We start from the raw sequence: 18,359 nt of genomic DNA on the forward strand, positions 1-18,359 counted from the left end.
TCGATGATGTCACGCCGTTCCCTTCTCGCCCTGTTGGCGGGCGCAGCCGTGTCCGGCTGCAACACCGTCGCGATGAAGTCCGGCAGGAACCCGGACCTGATGAGCGATCCGGAGCTGGCCTCCTGGTATATCGGCTACGCGCCCGACCAGCCGCATGACATCCCGCTCGTCGACCGCAGCAAGATCGCGCCCGAGTTCAACCGGCAGACCGTGTCCTACAACGGGCCCGAGAAGCCCGGCACGATCGTGGTCGATATCGACCAGCGCTTCCTCTACCTGGTCCAGCCGGGCGGAACGGCCCTGCGCTACGGCGTGGGCGTCGGCAAGCTGGGCTTCTCGTGGCGCGGCGTCGCCAGCGTCGGGCGCAAGGGCGTCTGGCCGGCCTGGAGCCCGACCAAGACCATGGTCAGGATCCGCCCGAACCTGCCGAGCCACCGCGAGGGCGGCATCGACAACCCCCTCGGCGCGCGCGCGCTCTATCTCTACCAGGGCGGCCGGGACATCCTGTTCCGCATCCACGGCACGAACGAGCCCTGGAGCATCGGCGAGCAGGTGTCGAGCGGCTGCGTGCGCATGCTGAACGAGGACGTGGTGGACCTCTACAACCGCGTCCCGGTGGGCGCGACCGTGCTGGTCAAGCGCAACGGGCACTACCGGGTCTGACCGGAGCCGTCGGACAAACGAAAGGCCGTCCGGTCCCGCCGGGCGGCCTTTTTCATGGGCCGAGCGCTACTCGTCCTCGCCGAACCGCCCGGCGACCAGCTGCTGCAGGGCGTCCAGCGCATCCCCGGCGTCCTGGCCGACGGCCGTCACCGTGATGGTGGTGCCGATGCCGGCGCCGAGCGTCAGGATCCCCATGATCGAGGTGCCGCCGACCGTCTCGCCGCAGCGCGTGACCTGGATCGCCGATTCGAAGCGCTCCGCGCATTGCACGAATTTCGCCGTCGCCCGGGCGTGCAGGCCCTTGCGGTTCACGATCGAGAACTCCCGTACGAGCGCGCCCTCGGGTATCGGCGCGGGCGGACAATCGCAGTCGGGGTCGTCGATGCCGGTCATTTGCCTGCGAGGACCCGGCTGGCGACGTTGATGTATTTGCGCCCGGCCTCCTGGGCCTGGACGACGGCCTTGTCGAGGTCGCACTCGCCCCGGACGCTCGCCAGCTTGATGAGCATCGGGAGGTTGATGCCGGCCACGACTTCGGTCTTGCCGCCGTTCATGACCGAGATCGCCAGGTTGGAAGGGGTGCCGCCGAACATGTCGGTGAGGATCACCACGCCGTCTCCGGTGTCGACGGCTTCGACAGCCGACACGATGTCGCGTCGGCGCTGATCCATATCGTCGTCCGGCCCTATGGTGATCGTCTCAACCTGCTGCTGCGGGCCCACGACGTGCTCCATGGCGGCGCGAAACTCGATCGCCAGCCGCCCGTGCGTCACGAGCACCATACCGATCATGAAAACTGCTCTCCAGCGCGCTCGAAGCGCACGAAGCCCTCATTTTGTGCGATGCGGCAGGAAGTGCAACCCCCTACAATGCATCAACCGGGCTCGGGTTCCCCGGCTCATAGAGATATTGGCCGTATCCAAGAGCCAGCAACACGCGATCCGCGTCCTCAGGCCCCGCGACAATCCGCGGCAGGCATACGCCCGCCACTTCCGCCAGCAGATCAACACGTTCCGGAAATCTGTCCAGTGCTTTGACGCCACAGTCGACGACGAGACGAAGCACCGCCGCGCTTTCGTGCGGCCCGGTCAGGATCCCTTGTCCACGCATCTCCATCTTACCGGCGATCGAAGCCGGCGTCTTGGCGAGAACGCGCCCGCCCCTGACGCTCAGCCGCACCCGGTCGTCCGCGACCAGCGACCCGTAAAGCCCGGCGCGGGCCGCGCCCGCCAGGAGCTTGCGGGCGAGCGTCGACTTTCCCGCGCCGGACGCGCCGCGGATCAGCACGCCGGCCTCGCCCACCACCACGCAGGTGGCGTGAGCGGCGACGTCGGGGGCGTCCCCGCCCGGCGGCCCGGCCCGCCGCATCACGGCTGAGCGACCGGCAGCCGGACGTGGAAGCTCGCCCCCAGGCAGCGGGGCTCCTCGCCCTCGCCGGCCGGGGCGATGCGGTTCTCGGCCCAGATGCGCCCGCGATGGGCTTCGACGATCTGCCGCGAGATCGACAGGCCGAGCCCGGAGTTCTGGCCGAAGCCCTGCTCGGGCCGGTCGGTGTAGAACCGCTCGAAGATGCGCTCGAAAGCGTGGCTGGGCACGCCCGGGCCGTCGTCGTCGACCTCGATCTCCACATTGGGGCCGGCCCGCCTCACCGAGACGCGCACCACCCCGCCCGGCGGCGAGAAGGACCGGGCGTTCTCGATCAGGTTGCTGACCACCTGGCCCAGGCGCGAATCATGGCCCATCACCATGAAGGCGTCGCGCCCGCGCGGGTCCGGCGCCACGTCCAGCGTGATGGCGACGCCGTCGTCCCGGCGGACCCCGTTGGCCACCGAGATCACGGTCTGGAGCAGGCGCACCATGTCGACGGGCTCCGCCTCGGAGCGCGCCAGCTCGGCGTCGAGGCGCGAGGCGTCCGAGATGTCGCTGATCAGGCGATCGAGCCGGCGCACGTCGTGCTGGATGACGGCGAGGAGGCGTCCGCGGGACTCGTCCGAGCGCGCCAGCGGCAGGGTCTCGACCGCGCTGCGCAGCGACGTGAGCGGGTTCTTGAGTTCGTGCGCCACATCCGCCGCGAAGGCCTCGATCGCGTCGATGCGGTTGTAGAGCGCCTTGGTCATGTCGCGCAGCGAGCCGGACAGGTGGCCGATCTCGTCCGAGCGGTCGGTGAAATCCGGGATCTCCTCGCGTCCCTTGACGCCGCGCCGGACGCGCTCGGCGGCGGCCGAGAGCCGCCGGATCGGTCCCGCGATGGTGCCGGCGAAGAGCACCGACAGCACGATCATGACGCCGGCCGCCACGCCGAAGACCCGCAGGATGGCGAAGCGCTCGCCGGCGATGATGCCATCGATGTCGCCGCCCTGGGTGGACAGCAGCAGCGCGCCGCGCACCGCCCGGAAGCGCTGGATCGGCACCGCCACCGAGACGATCGTCTCGCCATTGGCGTTGACCCGCACCACGCTGGCCGGCGAGCCGGTGAGCGAGCGCGACACCTCGGGCAGGTTGCGCCCGTTCGCGGCGTTGATCTCCTCGCTGAGCGGGAGGTTGCTGCGCCCGAAGGTGCGCTTCACCTGGTTCCAGGTGCGCTCGACCAGCGTCGGCTCCTCGGCGGTGGGCGGCGGCAGCTCGAACCGCATGATGTCGCCGCGCGAATAGAGCGAGCGCGAATCCAGGATCAGGAAGCCGTCGCGGTCGTAGATGCGCGCGCGGGTGCGGGTCGGCGTCACCAGCCGGCGCAGCAGCGGCGCGACGCGCTCGGGGTTGATGGAGAACTCCAGGGCGCTGTCGTCGCCCACCCCGACGCTCTCGCCCGCCTGCAGCTGCAGCAGCTTGTCGGGATCGATGGTGACGGAGTCGTTGTCGGCCGTCGCCGAGGCCGCCACCGCGCCGGCGATGATCTCGCCCTGGGTGAGGAGGCTCTGCACCCGCGAATCGATCAGGCCTTCGCGGAACTGGTTGAGGTAGAGGAAGCCCAGCAGCAGGGCCACCAGCCCGGCGAGGTTCAGCACCACGATGCGCCGGACCAGGCTCGACGAGCCGCGCTGGACGGCCAGGCGCGTGAGGGCGCGAGCCCTCGCCACGATGGCGGCGCCCAGGGACGGGCGGCTCGCCGGGGGTGGGGCGGGGACGACGCGTGGGTCGGTGTGGACGGTCATGGCTCGGGCCCGGAGGCGGGCGGCGCCGGCGGGCTCAGGATTCCTTGAAACGGTAGCCGACGCCGTACAGCGTCTCGATCATCTCGAAGTCGTCGTCGACCGACTTGAACTTCTTGCGCAGGCGCTTGATGTGGCTGTCGATCGTGCGGTCGTCCACATAGACTTGGTCGTCATAGGCCGCGTCCATCAGGGCGTTGCGGCTCTTCACCACGCCCGGGCGCATCGCCAGCGCCTGGAGGATGAGGAACTCCGTCACCGTCAGGGTCACGGGCTCGCCCTTCCAGGTGCAGGTGTGCCGCTCGGGGTCCATCTTCAAGAGCCCGCGCTCGAGCACCTTGGCGTCGCCCTCCTTGGGGGACACCGCCTCCTTCGAGCCTGCCCGGCGCAGCACCGCCTTGACGCGCTCGACCAGCAGCCGCTGCGAGAACGGCTTCCGGATGAAGTCGTCCGCGCCCATTTTCAGGCCGAACAGCTCGTCGATCTCCTCGTCCTTGGAGGTGAGGAAGATGACCGGCATGTCGGATTTCTGCCGCAACCGCCGCAGAAGCTCCATGCCGTCCATCCGGGGCATCTTGATGTCGAAGATGGCGAGGTCGGGCGGGTTCTGCTTCAGCCCGTCGAGGGCCGCCGCCCCGTCCGTATAGGTGTTGATCCTGTAGCCTTCGGCCTCCAGCGCGATGGAGACGGAGGTGAGGATGTTGCGGTCGTCGTCGACGAGGGCGATGGTCGGCATGTGGAACTGTTCCCGGGCCTTTCTGACGTCAAGACGAGCAGGACGGCTTGCAAGCGCTTGACTTGCTTGGCTTGATGAGCGGCGGCGGACGCTCGCGGCCAAGCGCGGCGTAAATGTGACGCACGGCCGGAGGGTTCCCCGATTCACGGCTATGCGCTTGATCATTGTAGACTTATTTGCGCAGCGCCGCCACGTTTTCGCGCGCCCGCCCCCACGAGGCTCCGATGCCAGACACCTCGCCCGAGCCGGCCGAGCCGGCCAGATCCTTCGACGCCCGGACCGAAGCCCGCCGCCTGATGCGGACGTCGCGCTACGGTTCGCTGGCCACCCTCGATCCGGCGACCGGCGGGCCCTACGCGTCGCTCGTGTCCGTCGCGGCGGACGTCGACGGTGCGCCGCTGCTGCTGATCTCGCGTCTCGCCGTCCACACCCGCAACATCGAGGCGCAGCCCGCCTGCTCGCTGCTGCTCGCCGACGTGGGCGCGGGCGACCCGCTGGTCCACCCTCGCGTCAGCGTCACGGCGACCGCCGAGAAGACGCAGGACCCCGCCGCCCGCCGCCGCTTCCTGGCGCAGAACCCGGGCGCGGGCTTCTATGCGGACTTCGCCGACTTCGCCTTCTACCGTCTGGCCGTGCGCGGCGGCCACCTCGTCGCCGGCTTCGGACGGATCGTCGACCTCACGCCGGCCGACCTGCTGGTCGACCTCTCGGGCGCGGCCTCTCTGGTCGCCGCCGAGGAGGAGGCGATCGCCCACGTCAACGCCGATCATCCCGAGATCGCGGCGCTCTACGCGACCCGCCTCCTGGGCCTGCCGCCCGGCCCCTGGGCCATCACGGGGCTCGACCCGGAAGGCTGCGACCTGGCGGCCGAAGATCGCCGGGCGCGTCTTCCGTTCATGGAACGTGTGTCGACGCCTGCGGACTTGAGAAAAGCTTTCCAAAGGCTCGCTCAAAAAGCCCGCGCTCAAGATGAAGATGAGATCTAAATCGTTTGAATGCTGCGTTGCGGCGCCTGGCGCGCGCGCCAAAACGCTTTCAGTCCAAGGAACGACTTGTTCTCTCGGGCGTCTCGTGCAAGTTGAGGTCGAGGTCGCCGTCAGGACGCCGCTCGCTGACTGAGCCGCTCCGCCGGCGGCCGAGGCCGGCCCTGCCGGTCCTTCCGATCATCGGGCCGAACGGCCCGCGCACGGGTGGAGTGAGCGATCGTGGATAATGTCGGGACCTATAACGGCGCGCACGGCGCCGAGGCGTTCGGCTTTAAGGACCTGAAGAGGGTCCATTGGAATCTCCAGACGGCCAGCCTCTATGAGGAGTCGATCGCCCGTCGGGAGGCCAAGCTGGCCGCCGGCGGCCCGATCGTCGCCGAGACCGGCGCCCATACCGGTCGGTCCCCCAAGGACAAGTTCCTCGTCAAGGACGCCCTCACGGAGGGCAGCGTCTGGTGGGACAACAACGGCGCGATCACGCCCGAGCAGTTCGACGTCATCCTCGGCGACTTCATCGCGCATGCGCGCGGCAAGGAGCTCTTCGCGCAGGACCTTTATGGCGGCGCCGACCCGTCGTTTCGGGTCAAGGCGCGGGTCTTCACCGAATACGCCTGGCACTCGCTGTTCATCCGCACGCTGCTGATCCGTCCCGAGTGGCAGGACCTCGCCAGCTTCGTCCCCGACATGACGATCGTGGACCTGCCGTCCTTCAAGGCCGATCCGGCCCGGCACGGCTGCCGCAGCGAGACCATCATCGCCTGCGACTTCACCCGCAAGATCGTGCTGATCGGCAACTCGTCCTATGCGGGCGAGATGAAGAAGTCAGTCTTCTCCTACCTCAACTTCGTCCTGCCGCCGAAGGGCGTCATGCCGATGCACTGCTCGGCCAACACGGCCAAGGACTCCAAGAACGACGTCGCGCTGTTCTTCGGCCTGTCCGGCACCGGCAAGACCACCCTGTCGGCGGACCCGAACCGCACGCTCTTGGGCGACGACGAGCATGGCTGGGCGCCCGGCGGCGTCTTCAACTTCGAGGGCGGCTGCTACGCCAAGGCGATCAAGCTCTCGCGCGAGGCCGAGCCCGAGATCTACGCCACCACGGAGCGCTTCGGCACCGTGATGGAGAACGTGGTTCTCGACGAGGAGACCCGCCTGCCGGACTTCGACGACGGATCGAGGACCGAGAACACCCGCATCGCCTACCCGCTGGACTTCATCCCCAACGCCTCCCTGACGGGCCGGGCGGGCGTGCCCAAGAACATCATCATGCTGACCTGCGACGCCTTCGGGGTGATGCCGCCGATCGCCAAGCTGACGCCCGCGCAGGCCATGTATCACTTCCTGTCGGGCTACACCGCCAAGGTGGCCGGCACCGAGAAGGGCGTGACGGAGCCGCAGGCGACGTTCTCCACCTGCTTCGGCGCGCCCTTCATGCCGCGCCACCCGTCCGTCTACGGCAATCTGCTGCGCGACCTCATCGGCAAACATGGCGTCGACTGCTGGCTGGTGAACACCGGCTGGACCGGCGGCAAATACGGCGTCGGCCGGCGCATGCCGATCCGGGTCACCCGCCGCCTCCTGACGGCCGCGCTCGACGGCTCGCTCAACCGGGCCGACTTCCGCACGGATCCCTATTTCGGCTTCTCGGTGCCGACCTCGGTGCCCGGCGTCGAGCCGCACATCCTCTATCCGGTGAAGACCTGGGCCAACAAGGCGGACTTCGCCGAGATGGCGCAGCGGCTGGTGACCATGTTCACCGACAATTTCCGGAAGTTCGAAGCCCATGTGGACTCCGACGTGAAGGCGGCCGCGCCCAGCAACCAGATGGCGGCCGAGTAGGCCCTCCCGCAACGCGTCCAGAGAGGCCCCGGCGTGAGCGCGCCGGGGCCTCTTGCGTTTGACGACCGGGGAGAGCGAGCGAGACCGGGAAGCCATCCAGGGGGACCGTCATCCAGCGTGTGACCGTCTTGATGATTTGTCGGGGCGACCGCGACTGGCGGCGCATCGTCGAAACCCGGCTTCGCGCGCCGCCGCCAGAAGTTTGACCGCTCACCCTCTGAAAAACACCCACGTCACCAGCAGGAAGGTCGGGATCAGCACCGCGCCCGACCACAGCATGTAGCCGAAGAAGCTCGGCATCTTCACGCCCGCGCCGCGCGCGATGGCGTAGACCATGAAGTTCGGCGCATTGCCAATATAGCTGTTGGCGCCCATGAACACCGCGCCGCACGAGATCGCCGCCAGCGTCACCGCCCCCTGGGCCATCAGCGCCTGGGCGTCGCCGCCGGCGAGCTGGAAGAACACGAGGTAGGTCGGGGCGTTGTCGAGGAAGGACGAGAGCGCGCCCGTGAGCCAGAAATAGGCCGCGTTGCTGGGGCTGCCGTCCGGGTTGGTCACCATGGCCACCAGCGGCGCGAAGGCGCCGGACTTGCCGGCCTGCAGCATGGCCAGCACCGGGATCATGGTGACGAAGATGCCGGCGAACAGGATCGCGACCTCCTTGATCGGCCCCCACGAGAACCCGTTGGCCTCGCGCCAGGCCGGTTTGGTGAGCCGCAGCGACGCGATCGCGACCGCCACCATGGCGAGGTCGCGCACGAGGTTCTGGCCCTCCACGGGCACGTGCAGCACCGTGAAGGCGACGCCCGGCCGCCAGGCCGCGCTGAGCAGGATGGCGGCGACGATCACGCCGATGAGCGCCAGGTTGACCAGGCCGCGCACCCTCACCTTCCGGTCGGGCGTCGGGTCCGGGAGGGGGTCCTCCTTGCGGTAGATGACGCTGTCCAGCGCGAAGAAGACGGCGAGCACCAGGCCGCCCGCGAACAGCGTCTCGGCGGCGAGGTGCTTCGTCGTCCAGAAGAAGTCGACGCCGCGCAGGAAGCCGAGGAACAGCGGCGGGTCGCCCAGCGGCGTCAGCGCGCCGCCCAGGTTCGACACCAGGAAGATGAAGAAGACGAAGACGTGGACGTTGTGGCGCCGGTCGTCATTGGCGCGGATCACCGGGCGGATCATCACCATGGACGCGCCCGTGGTGCCGATCAGGCTGGCGAACAGCGCCCCGATCGCCAGGAGCGCGGTGTTCATGGCCGGCGAGCCATGGATGTTGCCGGCGATCAGGATGCCGCCGGCCGTGGTGAACAGCGCCAGCAGCAACAGGATGAAGGGGATGTAGTCGAGCAGCGCGGTGTGGACGAGCGCGGTCGCGGTCGCTCCGCCGCCCAGGAGCGCCGCCATTGGGAGGGCGACCACCGCCGCCCAGAGCGCCGTGATCTTGCCCTGGTGATGCTCCCACAGATGCGGGGCGAGAAGCGGGAAGAGCGCGATCGACAGCAGCATGCCGACGAAGGGGAGCGCCCAGCCGAGCCCCAGCGCGGCCCCGTTCAGGCCGTCCGCCGCGAAGGCGCCCGTCGGCCCGACGACCGCGGCCGCCAGGCCCGCCGCAGCGGCGGCCGTCACCCTCATTCCTTGGCGCATTCAGCGTGCTCCCTGCCCGTGGCGCTGCTTATCGCAAGGCGCGCGCAGCGGCAATCGAACCGGGCATGTGCGGGAGCGCACGAAGCGGATAGACTGAGGCTTCGCGGCTGGGGCGCAAGCGTCGCCGAAGGCGGCGCGCCGGATGGATGGAGAGCGACATGGGCGGTTGGATCGTGCTGGGCGTCGTGGCCGCCCTGCTGCTGTGGGCGGTGTCGGTCTATAACGGCCTGGTCGGACTGCGCCAGCGCGTGTCGCAGGCCTTCGCCGACATCGACGTCCAGCTGAAGCAGCGCCATGACCTGATCCCGAACCTGGTCGAGACCGTGAAGGGCTACGCCGCGCATGAGAGCGGCACGCTGGAAGCCGTGGTGCAGGCCCGCAACGCCGCGCTGGGCGCGCAGGGCCCGGCCCAGCAGGCCGCCGCCGAGCAGCAGCTCTCCGGCGCCCTCGGCAGGCTGATCGCGCTCGGCGAGGCCTATCCCGACCTCAAGGCCAGCGCCAATTTCCAGCAGCTCCAGGCCGATCTCTCGGACATCGAGAACAAGCTCGCGGCGGCGCGGCGCTTCTTCAACAACGCCGTGAGCGAATACAACGCCTCGATCCAGGCGTTCCCGGCGGTGCTGTTCGCCCCCGGCATGGGCTTTACGCCGCGCGAGTTCTTCGACGTCGGCGAAGAGAGCCGCAAGACGCTGGACCAGGCGCCGGTCGTGAAGTTCTGACCGCGCGGCGACGCGACGAGCCCGCCGCGGCCTCGAAGGGGCGTTCATGAACCCCGTCTTCGGCCTCTACACGCATATCAGGGCGAACCGGATCCGCTCGGCCTTCATGCTGGCCGGCCTCGTGGCGCTCGTCTATGTGCTGACCTTCGCGGCGGCGCTGCTGGGCGAGGCCATGGGCCCGGACGCCGGCCTTGCCGAGCTCGTCCGGCGGGCCGGGCGGGACCTCCTGGCCGCCGCGCCCTGGGTCACGGCCGGCGTGGCGCTCTGGACGTGGGTGGCGTACCTGTTCCACCAGCGGCTGATCGACGCCGTGAGCGGGGCACGCGGCGTGACCCGGGCCGAGGAGCCGCGGCTCTACAATCTGCTCGAGACGCTCTGCGTCTCGCGCGGCATGGCGGTCCCCCGGCTGGAGATCCTGGAGAGCGAGGCGCTGAACGCCTACGCGACCGGGATGAACGAGCGCCAATACGCCATCACGGTGACGACGGCCCTGCGCGCCGCCCTCACCGACGCCGAGATGGAGGCCGTGCTCGGCCACGAGCTCACGCATATCCGCAACGAGGACGTGCGCATGATGGTGATCGCAGTGGTGATCGCCGGGGTCGTGTCGTTCTTCGCCGAGCTGATCTTCCGCGTCCTGTCCAATTTCAGGGGCGGCCCTGTCTCGCCGCGGTCGAGCTCCTCATCGTCGTCGAGCTCCGACTCGCGCGAGAAGGGCTCGGGCGGGGCCTTCGCGGCGATCCTGATCGGCCTCGCGCTGATCGGGGTGGCGTGGCTGCTGTCGCAGGCGATCCGCTTCGGCCTGTCCCGCTCGCGCGAATTCCTGGCCGACGCGGGCTCGGTCGAGCTGACCAAGAACCCCGACGCCATGATCTCGGCGCTGCTGAAGATCTCCGGCCGGGGCGAGATCGAGGGCGTTCCGTCGGGGCTGATGGAGATGTGCGTCGACAATCCCCGCTCCGGCTTCGCCGACCTGTTCGCCACGCACCCGCCCATCGAGGAGCGGATCGAGGCGCTCGTGCGCTATGCGGGCGGGCATGTCCCGCCGCCGGGCCTCGCCGGTCCCGAGGCGGACGGCGCGTCCGGGTTCCTGCCGCGGACCGGCGGATCGGCGCTCGCCGCGCCCTCCGCGGAGGCGCCCGGCCCCTGGGGGCCGAGGCCGGGCTGACGGCCCGCCCGCCCTGGCCGGGACCCTGGCGCGGTTGACAGCGTCGGCGGGCGGCCCGATACCGCCCGCATGTCCGTGTTCAGCCGCATCGACGCCAAGAAGGCCCTGGTCGTCGCGCACGACTTCGCCGCGACCGTGCTGGCGTTGCTGGCCGTGTTCATTCTGAGGTTCGAAGGGCCCCTCCTGGCCGCGCGGCTGCCCTATCTGCCGGTGATCCTGCCGTCCTTCGCCCTCTACGCCAGCCTCGTCTACTGGTATTTCGGGCTCTACCAGTCGCGCTGGCGTTTCGCGTCGCTGCCGGACCTGTCGGGCATCGTCAAGGCCGCCTCGGTGCTGAGCCTGTCGCTGCTGGTGCTGGACTACGGGCTGGTGTCGCCCGACTTCTACGGCCGCTTCTTCTTCGGCAAGATCACGATCGCGCTCTACTGGGTGCTGCAGATCTTCTTCCTGGGCGGGCCGCGGGTCGCCTACCGCTATCTGCGCTTCGTGCGCTCGCGCGACCAGGCGGAGAAGCTCGCCACCACGCCGGCGCTCGTCCTGGGCCGCCCGGCCGACGTCGAGATCGTCCTTCGGGCGCTGGAGAGCGGCGGGCTGCGGCGCATCCATGCCGTCGGCGTCCTGTCGCCGCGCGCCTCCGACGCCGGCCAGAGCATCAGGGGCATCTCGGTCCGGGCGGATTTCCGCAATCTGGAGAAGACCGTCGGCGACTTCGCCGAGCGCGGCGTCGCGGTGAAGCGCCTCATCGCCACGCCGAGCGCGCTGGCGGCCGACGCCGAGCCCGAGAAGCTGTTCGCCGCCGCGCGGCGGCTCGGCGTGCCGCTGACGCGCTTCCAGACCCTGGACGAGAACCTGGGATCGGGCGCCAGCCTCGCCCCGGTGGAGATCGACGACCTCCTGCTGCGGCCCACGATCGCGATCGACCGCGCCCGCCTGAAGGGCCTCGTCGAGGGCCGGCGCGTGCTGGTGACCGGCGGCGGCGGCTCCATCGGCAGCGAGATGTCGCTCAGGGTGGCGGCGTTCGGGGCGGCCGAGCTGATGATCGTGGAGAACTCCGAGCCGGCGCTCCACGCCGTCGTCGAGGCGCTGGCGCTCCAGTCCAGCGTGACGCGCGTCACCGGGGCCATCGCCGACATCCGCGACCGCGGGCGGATCGAACGGCTCTTTCAAGACTTCCGGCCGGATCTCGTCTTTCACGCGGCCGCCCTCAAGCACGTCCCCTATCTGGAGGTGGACTGGGACGAGGCGATCAAGACCAACGTGTTCGGCTCCGTGAACGTGCTGGACGCCGCGCTCGCCTCCGGGGCCAGCGCCGCGGTGATGATCTCCACCGACAAGGCCATCGAGCCCGTCTCGATGCTGGGCGCGACCAAGCGCTTCGCCGAGATGTACGCGCAGGCGCTCGACGCGCTGGCCCGGGAGCCCGGCCGCTCCGCCGGCGACGGCAAGGCGAACGGGGCCGCCAGGACGCGCCTCATCGCCGTGCGCTTCGGCAACGTGCTGGGCTCGAACGGCTCCGTGGTGCCGAAGTTCAAGGCGCAGATCGCCCATGGCGGGCCGGTCACGGTGACCCATCCCGACATGGTGCGGTATTTCATGACCGTCCGCGAGGCCGCCGAGCTGGTGCTCACCGCCGCGTCCCACGCCGATTTCGATATGCGGGCCGACGGCGCCACGACGGGCGAGACCCCGTCCGTCTATGTGCTCAAGATGGGCCAGCCGGTGAAGATCATGGCGCTGGCCGAGCGCATGATCCGCCTCGCCGGATTCGAGCCCGGCGTCGACATCGAGATCGCCGTCACGGGCGCGCGGGCGGGCGAGAGGCTGAACGAGATCCTGTTCGACCAGGACGAACCCACGGTCGACACCGGCGTGGCCGGCGTGATGGCGGCCAAGCCGCTCTTCGCCGACATCGGCAGGATGCTGGACTGGCTCTCCGCCCTGAAGGTCGCGCTCGACGCCCATGACCGCGAAGGCGCAAGGCGCATCCTGGCGGACGCCGTCCCGGACTTCACCCGGGCGGTGATCCCGCCGCCAGCCACCGCCGAACTCCCTCCGGCGTCGACCCGACCGGCGGTCGCCAGCCCTCCGTGAGGAGCGCCTGCGGCGAGGCCGCCATCGGCCCGGAGATGCGCTCCCACGCGTCTGACCGGCCCAAGAGCCGCAGCAGCGTCCCGATCGCGCCCGGCGGGACGGATGCGAGCCCGGGCCCGCGGCCCAGCGCCGCGCGCATCGCGCCCACGAACTCGGCCACGGAGCTCGGCTGCGGGTCCGCGACGATCAGCGGGCCGTTCGCCCGCATGGGCCGCTCCAACGCGAAGACCACCGCATCCGAGACGTTCTCCACCGATGCGAAGGACCGCGGCGCGGTCAGGGACCCGAAGGGCAGCGGCGCCGGAAGCCGCGCCAACCGCAGCAGCGTCGCCAGGTTGCCGCCGACCCCCGGCCCGTAGACCACGACGGGGCGCAGCGCGGTCCAGGACAGGTCCGGGATCCCGGCCAGCCCCTCCTCGGCCTGCAGCTTGGAGCGTCCATAGGCGTCGGTCGGCGCGGGCGCGTCCGCCTCGGTCAGGAGATGCGCCGCCGTCGGCCCCGACTGGGCCCGCACGGAGGACAGGAACACGAAGCGGCCGACCCGGCCCCGCGCGGCGCGGGCCAGCGCCAGCGTGGCGTCCCGGTTGACGGCGTCGTAGAGCGCGTCCGGCAGCCCTGGCCCGGCATGCGCAAGCCCAGCGGCGTGCGCGACCGCGTCGACGCCGGCCAGCAGCGGAGCCCAGTCGACCGGCCCGGCGAGGTCGCCGATGGGCCGCCTCTCGACGCCCTCGGGCAGCGCCGCGCCGGGATCGCGGAGCGGCGCCCGCACGGCGTGGCCGCGCGCGAGCAGCGCGGCCGCAAGGCGGCGCCCGACGAAGCCCGACGCGCCCGTCAGCAGCACCCGCATCTCAGGCCTTGCTCCTGCGCTGGGAGAAGTCCGCCAGCAGCGCCGCCACGCACAGCGCCGCCAGCGCGGCGGCCAGCATGCCGCGCGCCGGCGTGAACGCGACCGCCACGATGACGGCGACGCCCGCGAGGCTGAGATTGACGATGAACACCCGCGTCACCACCCCCAACACGGTGAGGCCGTTGACGGTGGCCCGCTGGTAATAGTGGCTGCGATGCGCGTCCCAGAAGCGCTCGCCCTTCGCCATGCGGCGCAGCAGCGTGATGGTGGCGTCCGCCAGATAGTAGAGCGGCAGGATGAGGGCCGGCAGCACATGCCCGGCGCCGGCCAGCCGGTAGAGCCCGTAGCCGGTGAGCAAGCCGAGGGGCAGGCTGCCGACGTCGCCCAGGAACAGCCGCGCCACCGGCCGGTTGAAGGGCGCAAAGCCCAGCATGGCCCCGGCGACGCAGGCCGCCACCACCCCGCCGGCCGTCGGGAGGGCGCCCAGGACGGCGAGCCAGGCCAGCGCGGCGTTGACGGGCGTGAGTTCGGCGGCCGTGATCCAGTCGAGCCCGTCCATGAAATTGGTCAGGTTCACGAACCAGAGGCCGGCGAAGACCACCAAGGCGCGCTCGACGCCATACGGGAGCAGGTCCGGAAAGACCCTCGTCTCGGCCGGGACGGCGAACACCGCGGCGCCGACCGCGACCGCCTGGATGAGGAAGCGCGGCGCGGCCGGAAGCGGCTTCACGTCGTCGACGGCCCCCAGCACGGCCAGCACGGCCGCCGCGGCCATCAGGGCCAGCAGCGAGGTCCGCTCGGCGGCGGGGACGCCGGGCGCCAGCGCCAGGACGAGGCCGAGCATGACAAGCGCGACGCCCACCACCGCCGCGCCGCCGCCCTGCGGGGTCGGGCTGCTGTGGCTGGATCGGGCGTTCGGGCGCGCCAGCGCGTAGCGCCGCAGCAGCGGCGTCAAGGGCGGCAGGACGGCGAAAGTCGCCGCCGCCGCGCAGGCGGCGAGCAGGACCAGCATCGGGGCGGCGCGCAGGGCGTCGAAGGGCGGCATCGTGGCTCCGGGGCGCGAAGCCGCGCACATGCGGACCATACCGATCCGCGGCGGCGGAACAAGGCGCCGCCGGGGCCGGCCAAAGCGGGGCGCCTCCTCTCCCCCTGCGGGCTCGCCGCCCTAGATGACTGGGCATGAGCATGCGCACGCGTTCGGCCCGCGCCGGCCAAATTCCGCCCACCGGCGCCCATATCGACAAGGTCTTCACGCTGGTGATGCGGCTCGGCGAGCGCCGCCCCGCCGCGACCTTGCCGCGCCGCCTCACGACGCTGTTCCGCGAACTCGCGCAGCCGGAGCCCGAGCGCGACCCGGACGATCTGGAGGACCTGATCTGGGCGCACTGGATCGCCCACAAGGACCTGCACGCGTCCAACCAGATGGCGGCCGCCATCGAGGCGATCGGGGCGGGCGCGCTCGACCTCGCGCGCCCCATGCTGGACAGGCTGGTGGAGAAGGAGCCGCGCTGGGCCGAGGCCTGGAACAAGCGCGCCACCCTCGCCTTCATCCAGAAGCGCGACGCCGACGCGCTGGCCGACATAGAGCAGACGCTGCTGCTGGAGCCGCGCCATTTCGGGGCGGTCTCGGGCTTCGGCCAGATCTGCCTGCGGCACGACCGCTTCGCCGAGGCCCGCGCCGCCTTCCAGATCGCGCTGGGGATCAACCCGCATCTGCTCGGCCTGCGCGAGGCGATCGAGGAGATCGGCGGCACGCCGCTCTGCCAGCTGCATTAGGCGCACGACCGCCGGCCGGGCCTGCAGGCTCGCCGCTCATGTTCATTCAACCGAACGGTTGACAATCCGCCTCCTCGCCGGCATATTCAACCGTATGGTTGAGCAACAAGCCCCCGAACTCGACACGGTCTTCCACGCGCTCTCCGACGCCACCCGCAGGGCCATGCTCCAGCGGCTGGCGCGCGGCGAGGCGACGGTCGGCGACCTTGCGGCGCCTCATCCGATGTCGCTGGCCGCCGCCTCCAAGCACATTCGCGTGCTGGAGGAGGCCGGCCTGATTCGCCGGACGGTCCGGGGACGCAGCCATGTGTGCCGTCTGGAAGCGGCCCCGATGCATGCCGGGCAGGAATGGATCCGGCATTTCGAGCGCTTCTGGACCGAAAGGCTGGACGCCCTCGAGGCGCTCCTGGCCGAGGACGACGCCCCTACGGGAGATCACGATGGACAGACATGACTTCGCCCCCGACTCTCTTGCCCAGCCTGTCGGGACCGATGCGATCCGCATCGAGCGCCTGCTGCCCGGTCCCCGCGAGCGGGTCTGGCGCTACCTGACCGAGCCCGACCTGCGCCGTAAGTGGCTGGCGGCCGGGGCCTTCGACCTTTCGCCGGGCGGCGCGATCGAACTGGTCTTCCACAACAACGCGCTGACCCCGAACGACGAGCCTCCTCCGGCCGGGTCGGAAGCGCATGGCGAGGTGTCGCGCCTGCGCGGGACCGTCCTGGCCTGCGAGAAGCCCTCGCTGCTGGCCTTCACCTGGGGGGCGGAGCCGGATTCCTCGCAGGTGCGGTTCGAACTCGCCGAGGAGGGCGGCAAGGTCCGGCTCACGGTGACGCATAGCCGCGTGGTGAAGCCCGGCATGGCCGTCTCGGTGTCGGCCGGCTGGCACTGCCACCTCGACCTGCTCGCCTCCGAACTGGAGGAGCGCCCCCCGGCCGGGTTCTGGCGCAGCATCCGGGCCGTCCGGCCCATTTACGAGCGGCGCGCCGCGGGCGCCTGAACCCTATGCGGGAGGCGCCGGCTCAGCGGGCCAGCGCCTTCTCGCGGATCTGAGTGAGGGTCTGCGACGGCGTGATCGCCTCCGGGTCGATCAGGCAATGCAGGATCGCGGGCTTGCCTGAGGCGACGGCGCGCTCGAAGGCGGGCGCGAACTCCTCGGTGCTCTCCACCCGCTCGCCATGCCCGCCGAAGGCGCGGGCGTAGTCGGCGAAATTGGGGTTCTCCAGGGCCGTCGCCGAGACGCGGCCCGGATATTCGCGCTCCTGGTGCATCCGGATGGTGCCGTACATGCCGTTGTCGACGACCACGAAGATCACCGGCAGCCCGTATTGCACCGCCGTGGCGAACTCCTGCCCATGCATCAGGAAGCAGCCGTCACCGGCGAAGGCCACCACCATGCGCTCCGGATGGAGCCGCTTCGCCCCGATCGCGGCCGGGACCCCGTAACCCATCGAGCCCGACGTGGGGGCGAGCTGCGTGCCGTAGCGGCGGAAGCGCAGGAAGCGCGCCGGCCAGGTGGCGTAGTTGCCGGCGCCGTTGGTCACGATGGCGTCCTCGGGCAGGCGGTTGCGCAGCCACAGCATGGCCTCGCCCATCTGCAGGCGGCCCGGGATGCGCGGGGGCTGGTCCGTCCAGGCGAGGTAGTCCTCGCGCGCCTGCCGGGTCTCTCCTCTCCACGGGATGGATTGCGGCGGCTGCACGCTCTCCAGCGCCGCCGCGAAGGCGTTCGGCGAGGCGATGATCCCGAGCGCCGGGTGGTACACCCGCCCGATCTCCTCCGACCCGGCGTGCACATGCACCAGCGTCTGCTTCGGGCTGGGGATCTCCAGGATGGCGTAGGACTGCGACGGCATCTCCGACATCCTGCCGCCCGCGAGGATCACCAGATCGGCGCTTTCGATGCGGGCCCGCAGCTTCGGATTGGGGGCGATGCCGATCTCGCCGGCGTAGTTGGGGTGCTCGCCCGAAAACAGCATCTGGCGGCGCAGCGAGGCCGCGACCGGCATGTCGAAGCGCTCGGCGAAGCGCGCCACGCTGGCGCAGGCCTTCTCCGACCAGCCGGACCCGCCCAGGATCATGATGGGCTTTCGCGCCGCCCAGATCAGCTTCTGCAGCTCGGCCATCTGGGTCAGGCCGGGCCAGATCTCGACCGGCTCGACGCGCGGTCCCGCCTGCACGCTGGCGGCCTCCAGCAGCATGTCCTCCGGCAGGGCGATCACGACGGGGCCGGGCCGCCCCTGCATGGCGACGTGGAAGGCCCGCGACACGATCTCCGGGATGCGCTCCACCTGGTCGATCTCGACGGCCCACTTGGCCATGGTGCCGAACACGGCGCGGTAGTCCATTTCCTGGAAGGCGCCGCGGCCGCGCATGCTGCGGTCGATCTGGCCGACGAACATCACCAGCGGCACGGAATCCTGCTCGGCGATGTGGATGCCGGCGGAGGCGTTGGTGGCGCCCGGCGCGCGGGTCACCATGACGACGCCGGGGCGGCCCGTGAGCCTGCCTGCGGCGTCCGCCATCATGGCCGCTCCGCCCTCCTGGCGACAGACCGTGACGGCGATCCTGGCGTCATGCAGCGCGTCCAGCACCGCCAGATAGCTCTCGCCCGGCACGCAGAAGACATGCTCGACCCCCTGGGCCTGCAGGCAGTCGACGATGAGCTGGCCGCCGGTGCGGGCGGCTGCGCGGGAGGAGATTGCGTCGTCGCTCATGGGAGAAGCCCGGTCTTGCAGGAGGGATGCTGAGAGAA

General features: G+C 70.5%; 18 protein-coding genes. 9 read left to right on the forward strand and 9 right to left on the reverse strand.

What is annotated here, in order from left to right; all coding sequences use genetic code 11:
- Positions 1-72: 72 nt before the first annotated feature.
- Positions 73-663 carry a L,D-transpeptidase gene (locus ACYVO7_RS03195; RefSeq protein WP_460448550.1) on the forward strand — a complete coding sequence of 197 codons (591 nt, stop codon included), beginning with the start codon at positions 73-75 and terminating at the stop codon, positions 661-663.
- 66 nt (positions 664-729) lie between these two features.
- Here ACYVO7_RS03195 and ACYVO7_RS03200 read toward each other — a convergent pair whose 3' ends face one another.
- The 5 genes from ACYVO7_RS03200 to ACYVO7_RS03220 all read right to left on the reverse strand — a co-directional run bounded on the left by ACYVO7_RS03200 (position 730) and on the right by ACYVO7_RS03220 (position 4,548).
- Complete coding sequence (locus tag ACYVO7_RS03200) at positions 730-1,056, reverse strand: HPr family phosphocarrier protein (protein ID WP_460448385.1); 327 nt, start codon at positions 1,054-1,056, stop codon at positions 730-732.
- Positions 1,053-1,454 carry a PTS sugar transporter subunit IIA gene (locus ACYVO7_RS03205; RefSeq protein WP_406855888.1) on the reverse strand — a complete coding sequence of 134 codons (402 nt, stop codon included), beginning with the start codon at positions 1,452-1,454 and terminating at the stop codon, positions 1,053-1,055. The genes ACYVO7_RS03200 and ACYVO7_RS03205 overlap by 4 nt, the downstream gene beginning before the upstream one ends.
- A gap of 73 nt (positions 1,455-1,527) precedes the next feature.
- A complete protein-coding gene (locus ACYVO7_RS03210; RefSeq protein WP_460448551.1) occupies positions 1,528-2,031 on the reverse strand; it encodes an HPr kinase/phosphorylase in 504 nt (167 codons plus the stop codon).
- On the reverse strand, positions 2,031-3,815 hold the full coding sequence (locus tag ACYVO7_RS03215; protein WP_460448386.1) for a stimulus-sensing domain-containing protein: 1,785 nt from the start codon (positions 3,813-3,815) through the stop codon (positions 2,031-2,033). The genes ACYVO7_RS03210 and ACYVO7_RS03215 overlap by 1 nt, the downstream gene beginning before the upstream one ends.
- A gap of 34 nt (positions 3,816-3,849) precedes the next feature.
- Entirely contained in the window at positions 3,850-4,548 is a 699-nt protein-coding gene (locus tag ACYVO7_RS03220; RefSeq protein ID WP_460448387.1) for a response regulator, read from the reverse strand.
- A gap of 224 nt (positions 4,549-4,772) precedes the next feature.
- Between ACYVO7_RS03220 and ACYVO7_RS03225 the strand changes: the two genes are divergently transcribed.
- Positions 4,773-5,534, forward strand: a complete 762-nt coding sequence (locus tag ACYVO7_RS03225) for a HugZ family pyridoxamine 5'-phosphate oxidase (RefSeq protein WP_460448388.1) — start codon at positions 4,773-4,775, stop codon at positions 5,532-5,534.
- Positions 5,535-5,753: 219 nt separating this feature from the next.
- On the forward strand, positions 5,754-7,373 hold the full coding sequence (locus ACYVO7_RS03230; protein ID WP_460448389.1) for a phosphoenolpyruvate carboxykinase: 1,620 nt from the start codon (positions 5,754-5,756) through the stop codon (positions 7,371-7,373).
- 210 nt (positions 7,374-7,583) lie between these two features.
- Here the strand turns inward: ACYVO7_RS03230 and ACYVO7_RS03235 are convergent, their stop codons facing one another.
- Complete coding sequence (locus tag ACYVO7_RS03235; RefSeq protein ID WP_460448390.1) at positions 7,584-9,008, reverse strand: sodium:proton antiporter; 1,425 nt, start codon at positions 9,006-9,008, stop codon at positions 7,584-7,586.
- Between the two features lie 158 nt (positions 9,009-9,166).
- Between ACYVO7_RS03235 and ACYVO7_RS03240 the strand changes: the two genes are divergently transcribed.
- From ACYVO7_RS03240 to ACYVO7_RS03250, 3 genes are all read left to right on the forward strand, one after another.
- The gene (locus ACYVO7_RS03240) at positions 9,167-9,727 is read left to right on the forward strand and encodes a LemA family protein (RefSeq protein WP_460448391.1); all 561 of its coding nucleotides are present in this window, start codon (positions 9,167-9,169) and stop codon (positions 9,725-9,727) included.
- A gap of 46 nt (positions 9,728-9,773) precedes the next feature.
- On the forward strand, positions 9,774-10,895 hold the full coding sequence (locus tag ACYVO7_RS03245) for a M48 family metallopeptidase (protein WP_460448392.1): 1,122 nt from the start codon (positions 9,774-9,776) through the stop codon (positions 10,893-10,895).
- A gap of 69 nt (positions 10,896-10,964) precedes the next feature.
- Positions 10,965-12,986, forward strand: a complete 2,022-nt coding sequence (locus ACYVO7_RS03250; RefSeq protein WP_460448393.1) for an SDR family NAD(P)-dependent oxidoreductase — start codon at positions 10,965-10,967, stop codon at positions 12,984-12,986.
- Here the strand turns inward: ACYVO7_RS03250 and ACYVO7_RS03255 are convergent.
- The gene (locus ACYVO7_RS03255; protein ID WP_460448394.1) at positions 12,904-13,833 is read right to left on the reverse strand and encodes an NAD-dependent epimerase/dehydratase family protein; all 930 of its coding nucleotides are present in this window, start codon (positions 13,831-13,833) and stop codon (positions 12,904-12,906) included. The genes ACYVO7_RS03250 and ACYVO7_RS03255 overlap by 83 nt on opposite strands.
- A 1-nt stretch (position 13,834) precedes the next feature.
- Positions 13,835-14,878 carry an MraY family glycosyltransferase gene (locus ACYVO7_RS03260; protein ID WP_460448395.1) on the reverse strand — a complete coding sequence of 348 codons (1,044 nt, stop codon included), beginning with the start codon at positions 14,876-14,878 and terminating at the stop codon, positions 13,835-13,837.
- A gap of 134 nt (positions 14,879-15,012) precedes the next feature.
- Here ACYVO7_RS03260 and ACYVO7_RS03265 point away from each other — a divergent pair, with 134 nt between their 5' ends.
- From ACYVO7_RS03265 to ACYVO7_RS03275, 3 genes are all read left to right on the forward strand, one after another.
- A complete protein-coding gene (locus ACYVO7_RS03265) occupies positions 15,013-15,609 on the forward strand; it encodes a tetratricopeptide repeat protein (protein WP_460448396.1) in 597 nt (198 codons plus the stop codon).
- 94 nt (positions 15,610-15,703) lie between these two features.
- Positions 15,704-16,063 (forward strand): ArsR/SmtB family transcription factor, encoded by a 360-nt coding sequence (locus ACYVO7_RS03270; RefSeq protein WP_460448397.1) that lies wholly within the window; start codon positions 15,704-15,706, stop codon positions 16,061-16,063.
- Entirely contained in the window at positions 16,050-16,607 is a 558-nt protein-coding gene (locus tag ACYVO7_RS03275) for an SRPBCC family protein (RefSeq protein ID WP_460448398.1), read from the forward strand. The genes ACYVO7_RS03270 and ACYVO7_RS03275 overlap by 14 nt, the downstream gene beginning before the upstream one ends.
- 22 nt (positions 16,608-16,629) lie before the next feature.
- On the opposite strand, the gene ACYVO7_RS03280 is transcribed toward ACYVO7_RS03275, so the two are convergent.
- A complete protein-coding gene (locus ACYVO7_RS03280) occupies positions 16,630-18,321 on the reverse strand; it encodes a thiamine pyrophosphate-binding protein (protein WP_460448399.1) in 1,692 nt (563 codons plus the stop codon).
- Between the last annotated feature and the right edge of the window lie 38 nt (positions 18,322-18,359).

It is taken from the genome of Alsobacter sp. SYSU BS001988, from assembly GCF_054796215.1.

Bases quoted from the DNA above. Each gene is read 5' to 3' on its own strand.
- ACYVO7_RS03195 (WP_460448550.1), top strand. From the start codon at position 73: ATGAAGTCCGGCAGGAACCCGGACCTGATGAGCGATCCGGAGCTGGCC.
- ACYVO7_RS03200 (WP_460448385.1), bottom strand. From the start codon at position 1,056: ATGACCGGCATCGACGACCCCGACTGCGATTGTCCGCCCGCGCCGATA.
- ACYVO7_RS03205 (WP_406855888.1), bottom strand. From the start codon at position 1,454: ATGATCGGTATGGTGCTCGTGACGCACGGGCGGCTGGCGATCGAGTTT.
- ACYVO7_RS03210 (WP_460448551.1), bottom strand. From the start codon at position 2,031: ATGCGGCGGGCCGGGCCGCCGGGCGGGGACGCCCCCGACGTCGCCGCT.
- ACYVO7_RS03215 (WP_460448386.1), bottom strand. From the start codon at position 3,815: ATGACCGTCCACACCGACCCACGCGTCGTCCCCGCCCCACCCCCGGCG.
- ACYVO7_RS03220 (WP_460448387.1), bottom strand. From the start codon at position 4,548: ATGCCGACCATCGCCCTCGTCGACGACGACCGCAACATCCTCACCTCC.
- ACYVO7_RS03225 (WP_460448388.1), top strand. From the start codon at position 4,773: ATGCCAGACACCTCGCCCGAGCCGGCCGAGCCGGCCAGATCCTTCGAC.
- ACYVO7_RS03235 (WP_460448390.1), bottom strand. From the start codon at position 9,008: ATGCGCCAAGGAATGAGGGTGACGGCCGCCGCTGCGGCGGGCCTGGCG.
- ACYVO7_RS03240 (WP_460448391.1), top strand. From the start codon at position 9,167: ATGGGCGGTTGGATCGTGCTGGGCGTCGTGGCCGCCCTGCTGCTGTGG.
- ACYVO7_RS03245 (WP_460448392.1), top strand. From the start codon at position 9,774: ATGAACCCCGTCTTCGGCCTCTACACGCATATCAGGGCGAACCGGATC.
- ACYVO7_RS03250 (WP_460448393.1), top strand. From the start codon at position 10,965: ATGTCCGTGTTCAGCCGCATCGACGCCAAGAAGGCCCTGGTCGTCGCG.
- ACYVO7_RS03255 (WP_460448394.1), bottom strand. From the start codon at position 13,833: ATGCGGGTGCTGCTGACGGGCGCGTCGGGCTTCGTCGGGCGCCGCCTT.
- ACYVO7_RS03260 (WP_460448395.1), bottom strand. From the start codon at position 14,878: ATGCCGCCCTTCGACGCCCTGCGCGCCGCCCCGATGCTGGTCCTGCTC.
- ACYVO7_RS03265 (WP_460448396.1), top strand. From the start codon at position 15,013: ATGAGCATGCGCACGCGTTCGGCCCGCGCCGGCCAAATTCCGCCCACC.
- ACYVO7_RS03270 (WP_460448397.1), top strand. From the start codon at position 15,704: ATGGTTGAGCAACAAGCCCCCGAACTCGACACGGTCTTCCACGCGCTC.
- ACYVO7_RS03275 (WP_460448398.1), top strand. From the start codon at position 16,050: ATGGACAGACATGACTTCGCCCCCGACTCTCTTGCCCAGCCTGTCGGG.
- ACYVO7_RS03280 (WP_460448399.1), bottom strand. From the start codon at position 18,321: ATGAGCGACGACGCAATCTCCTCCCGCGCAGCCGCCCGCACCGGCGGC.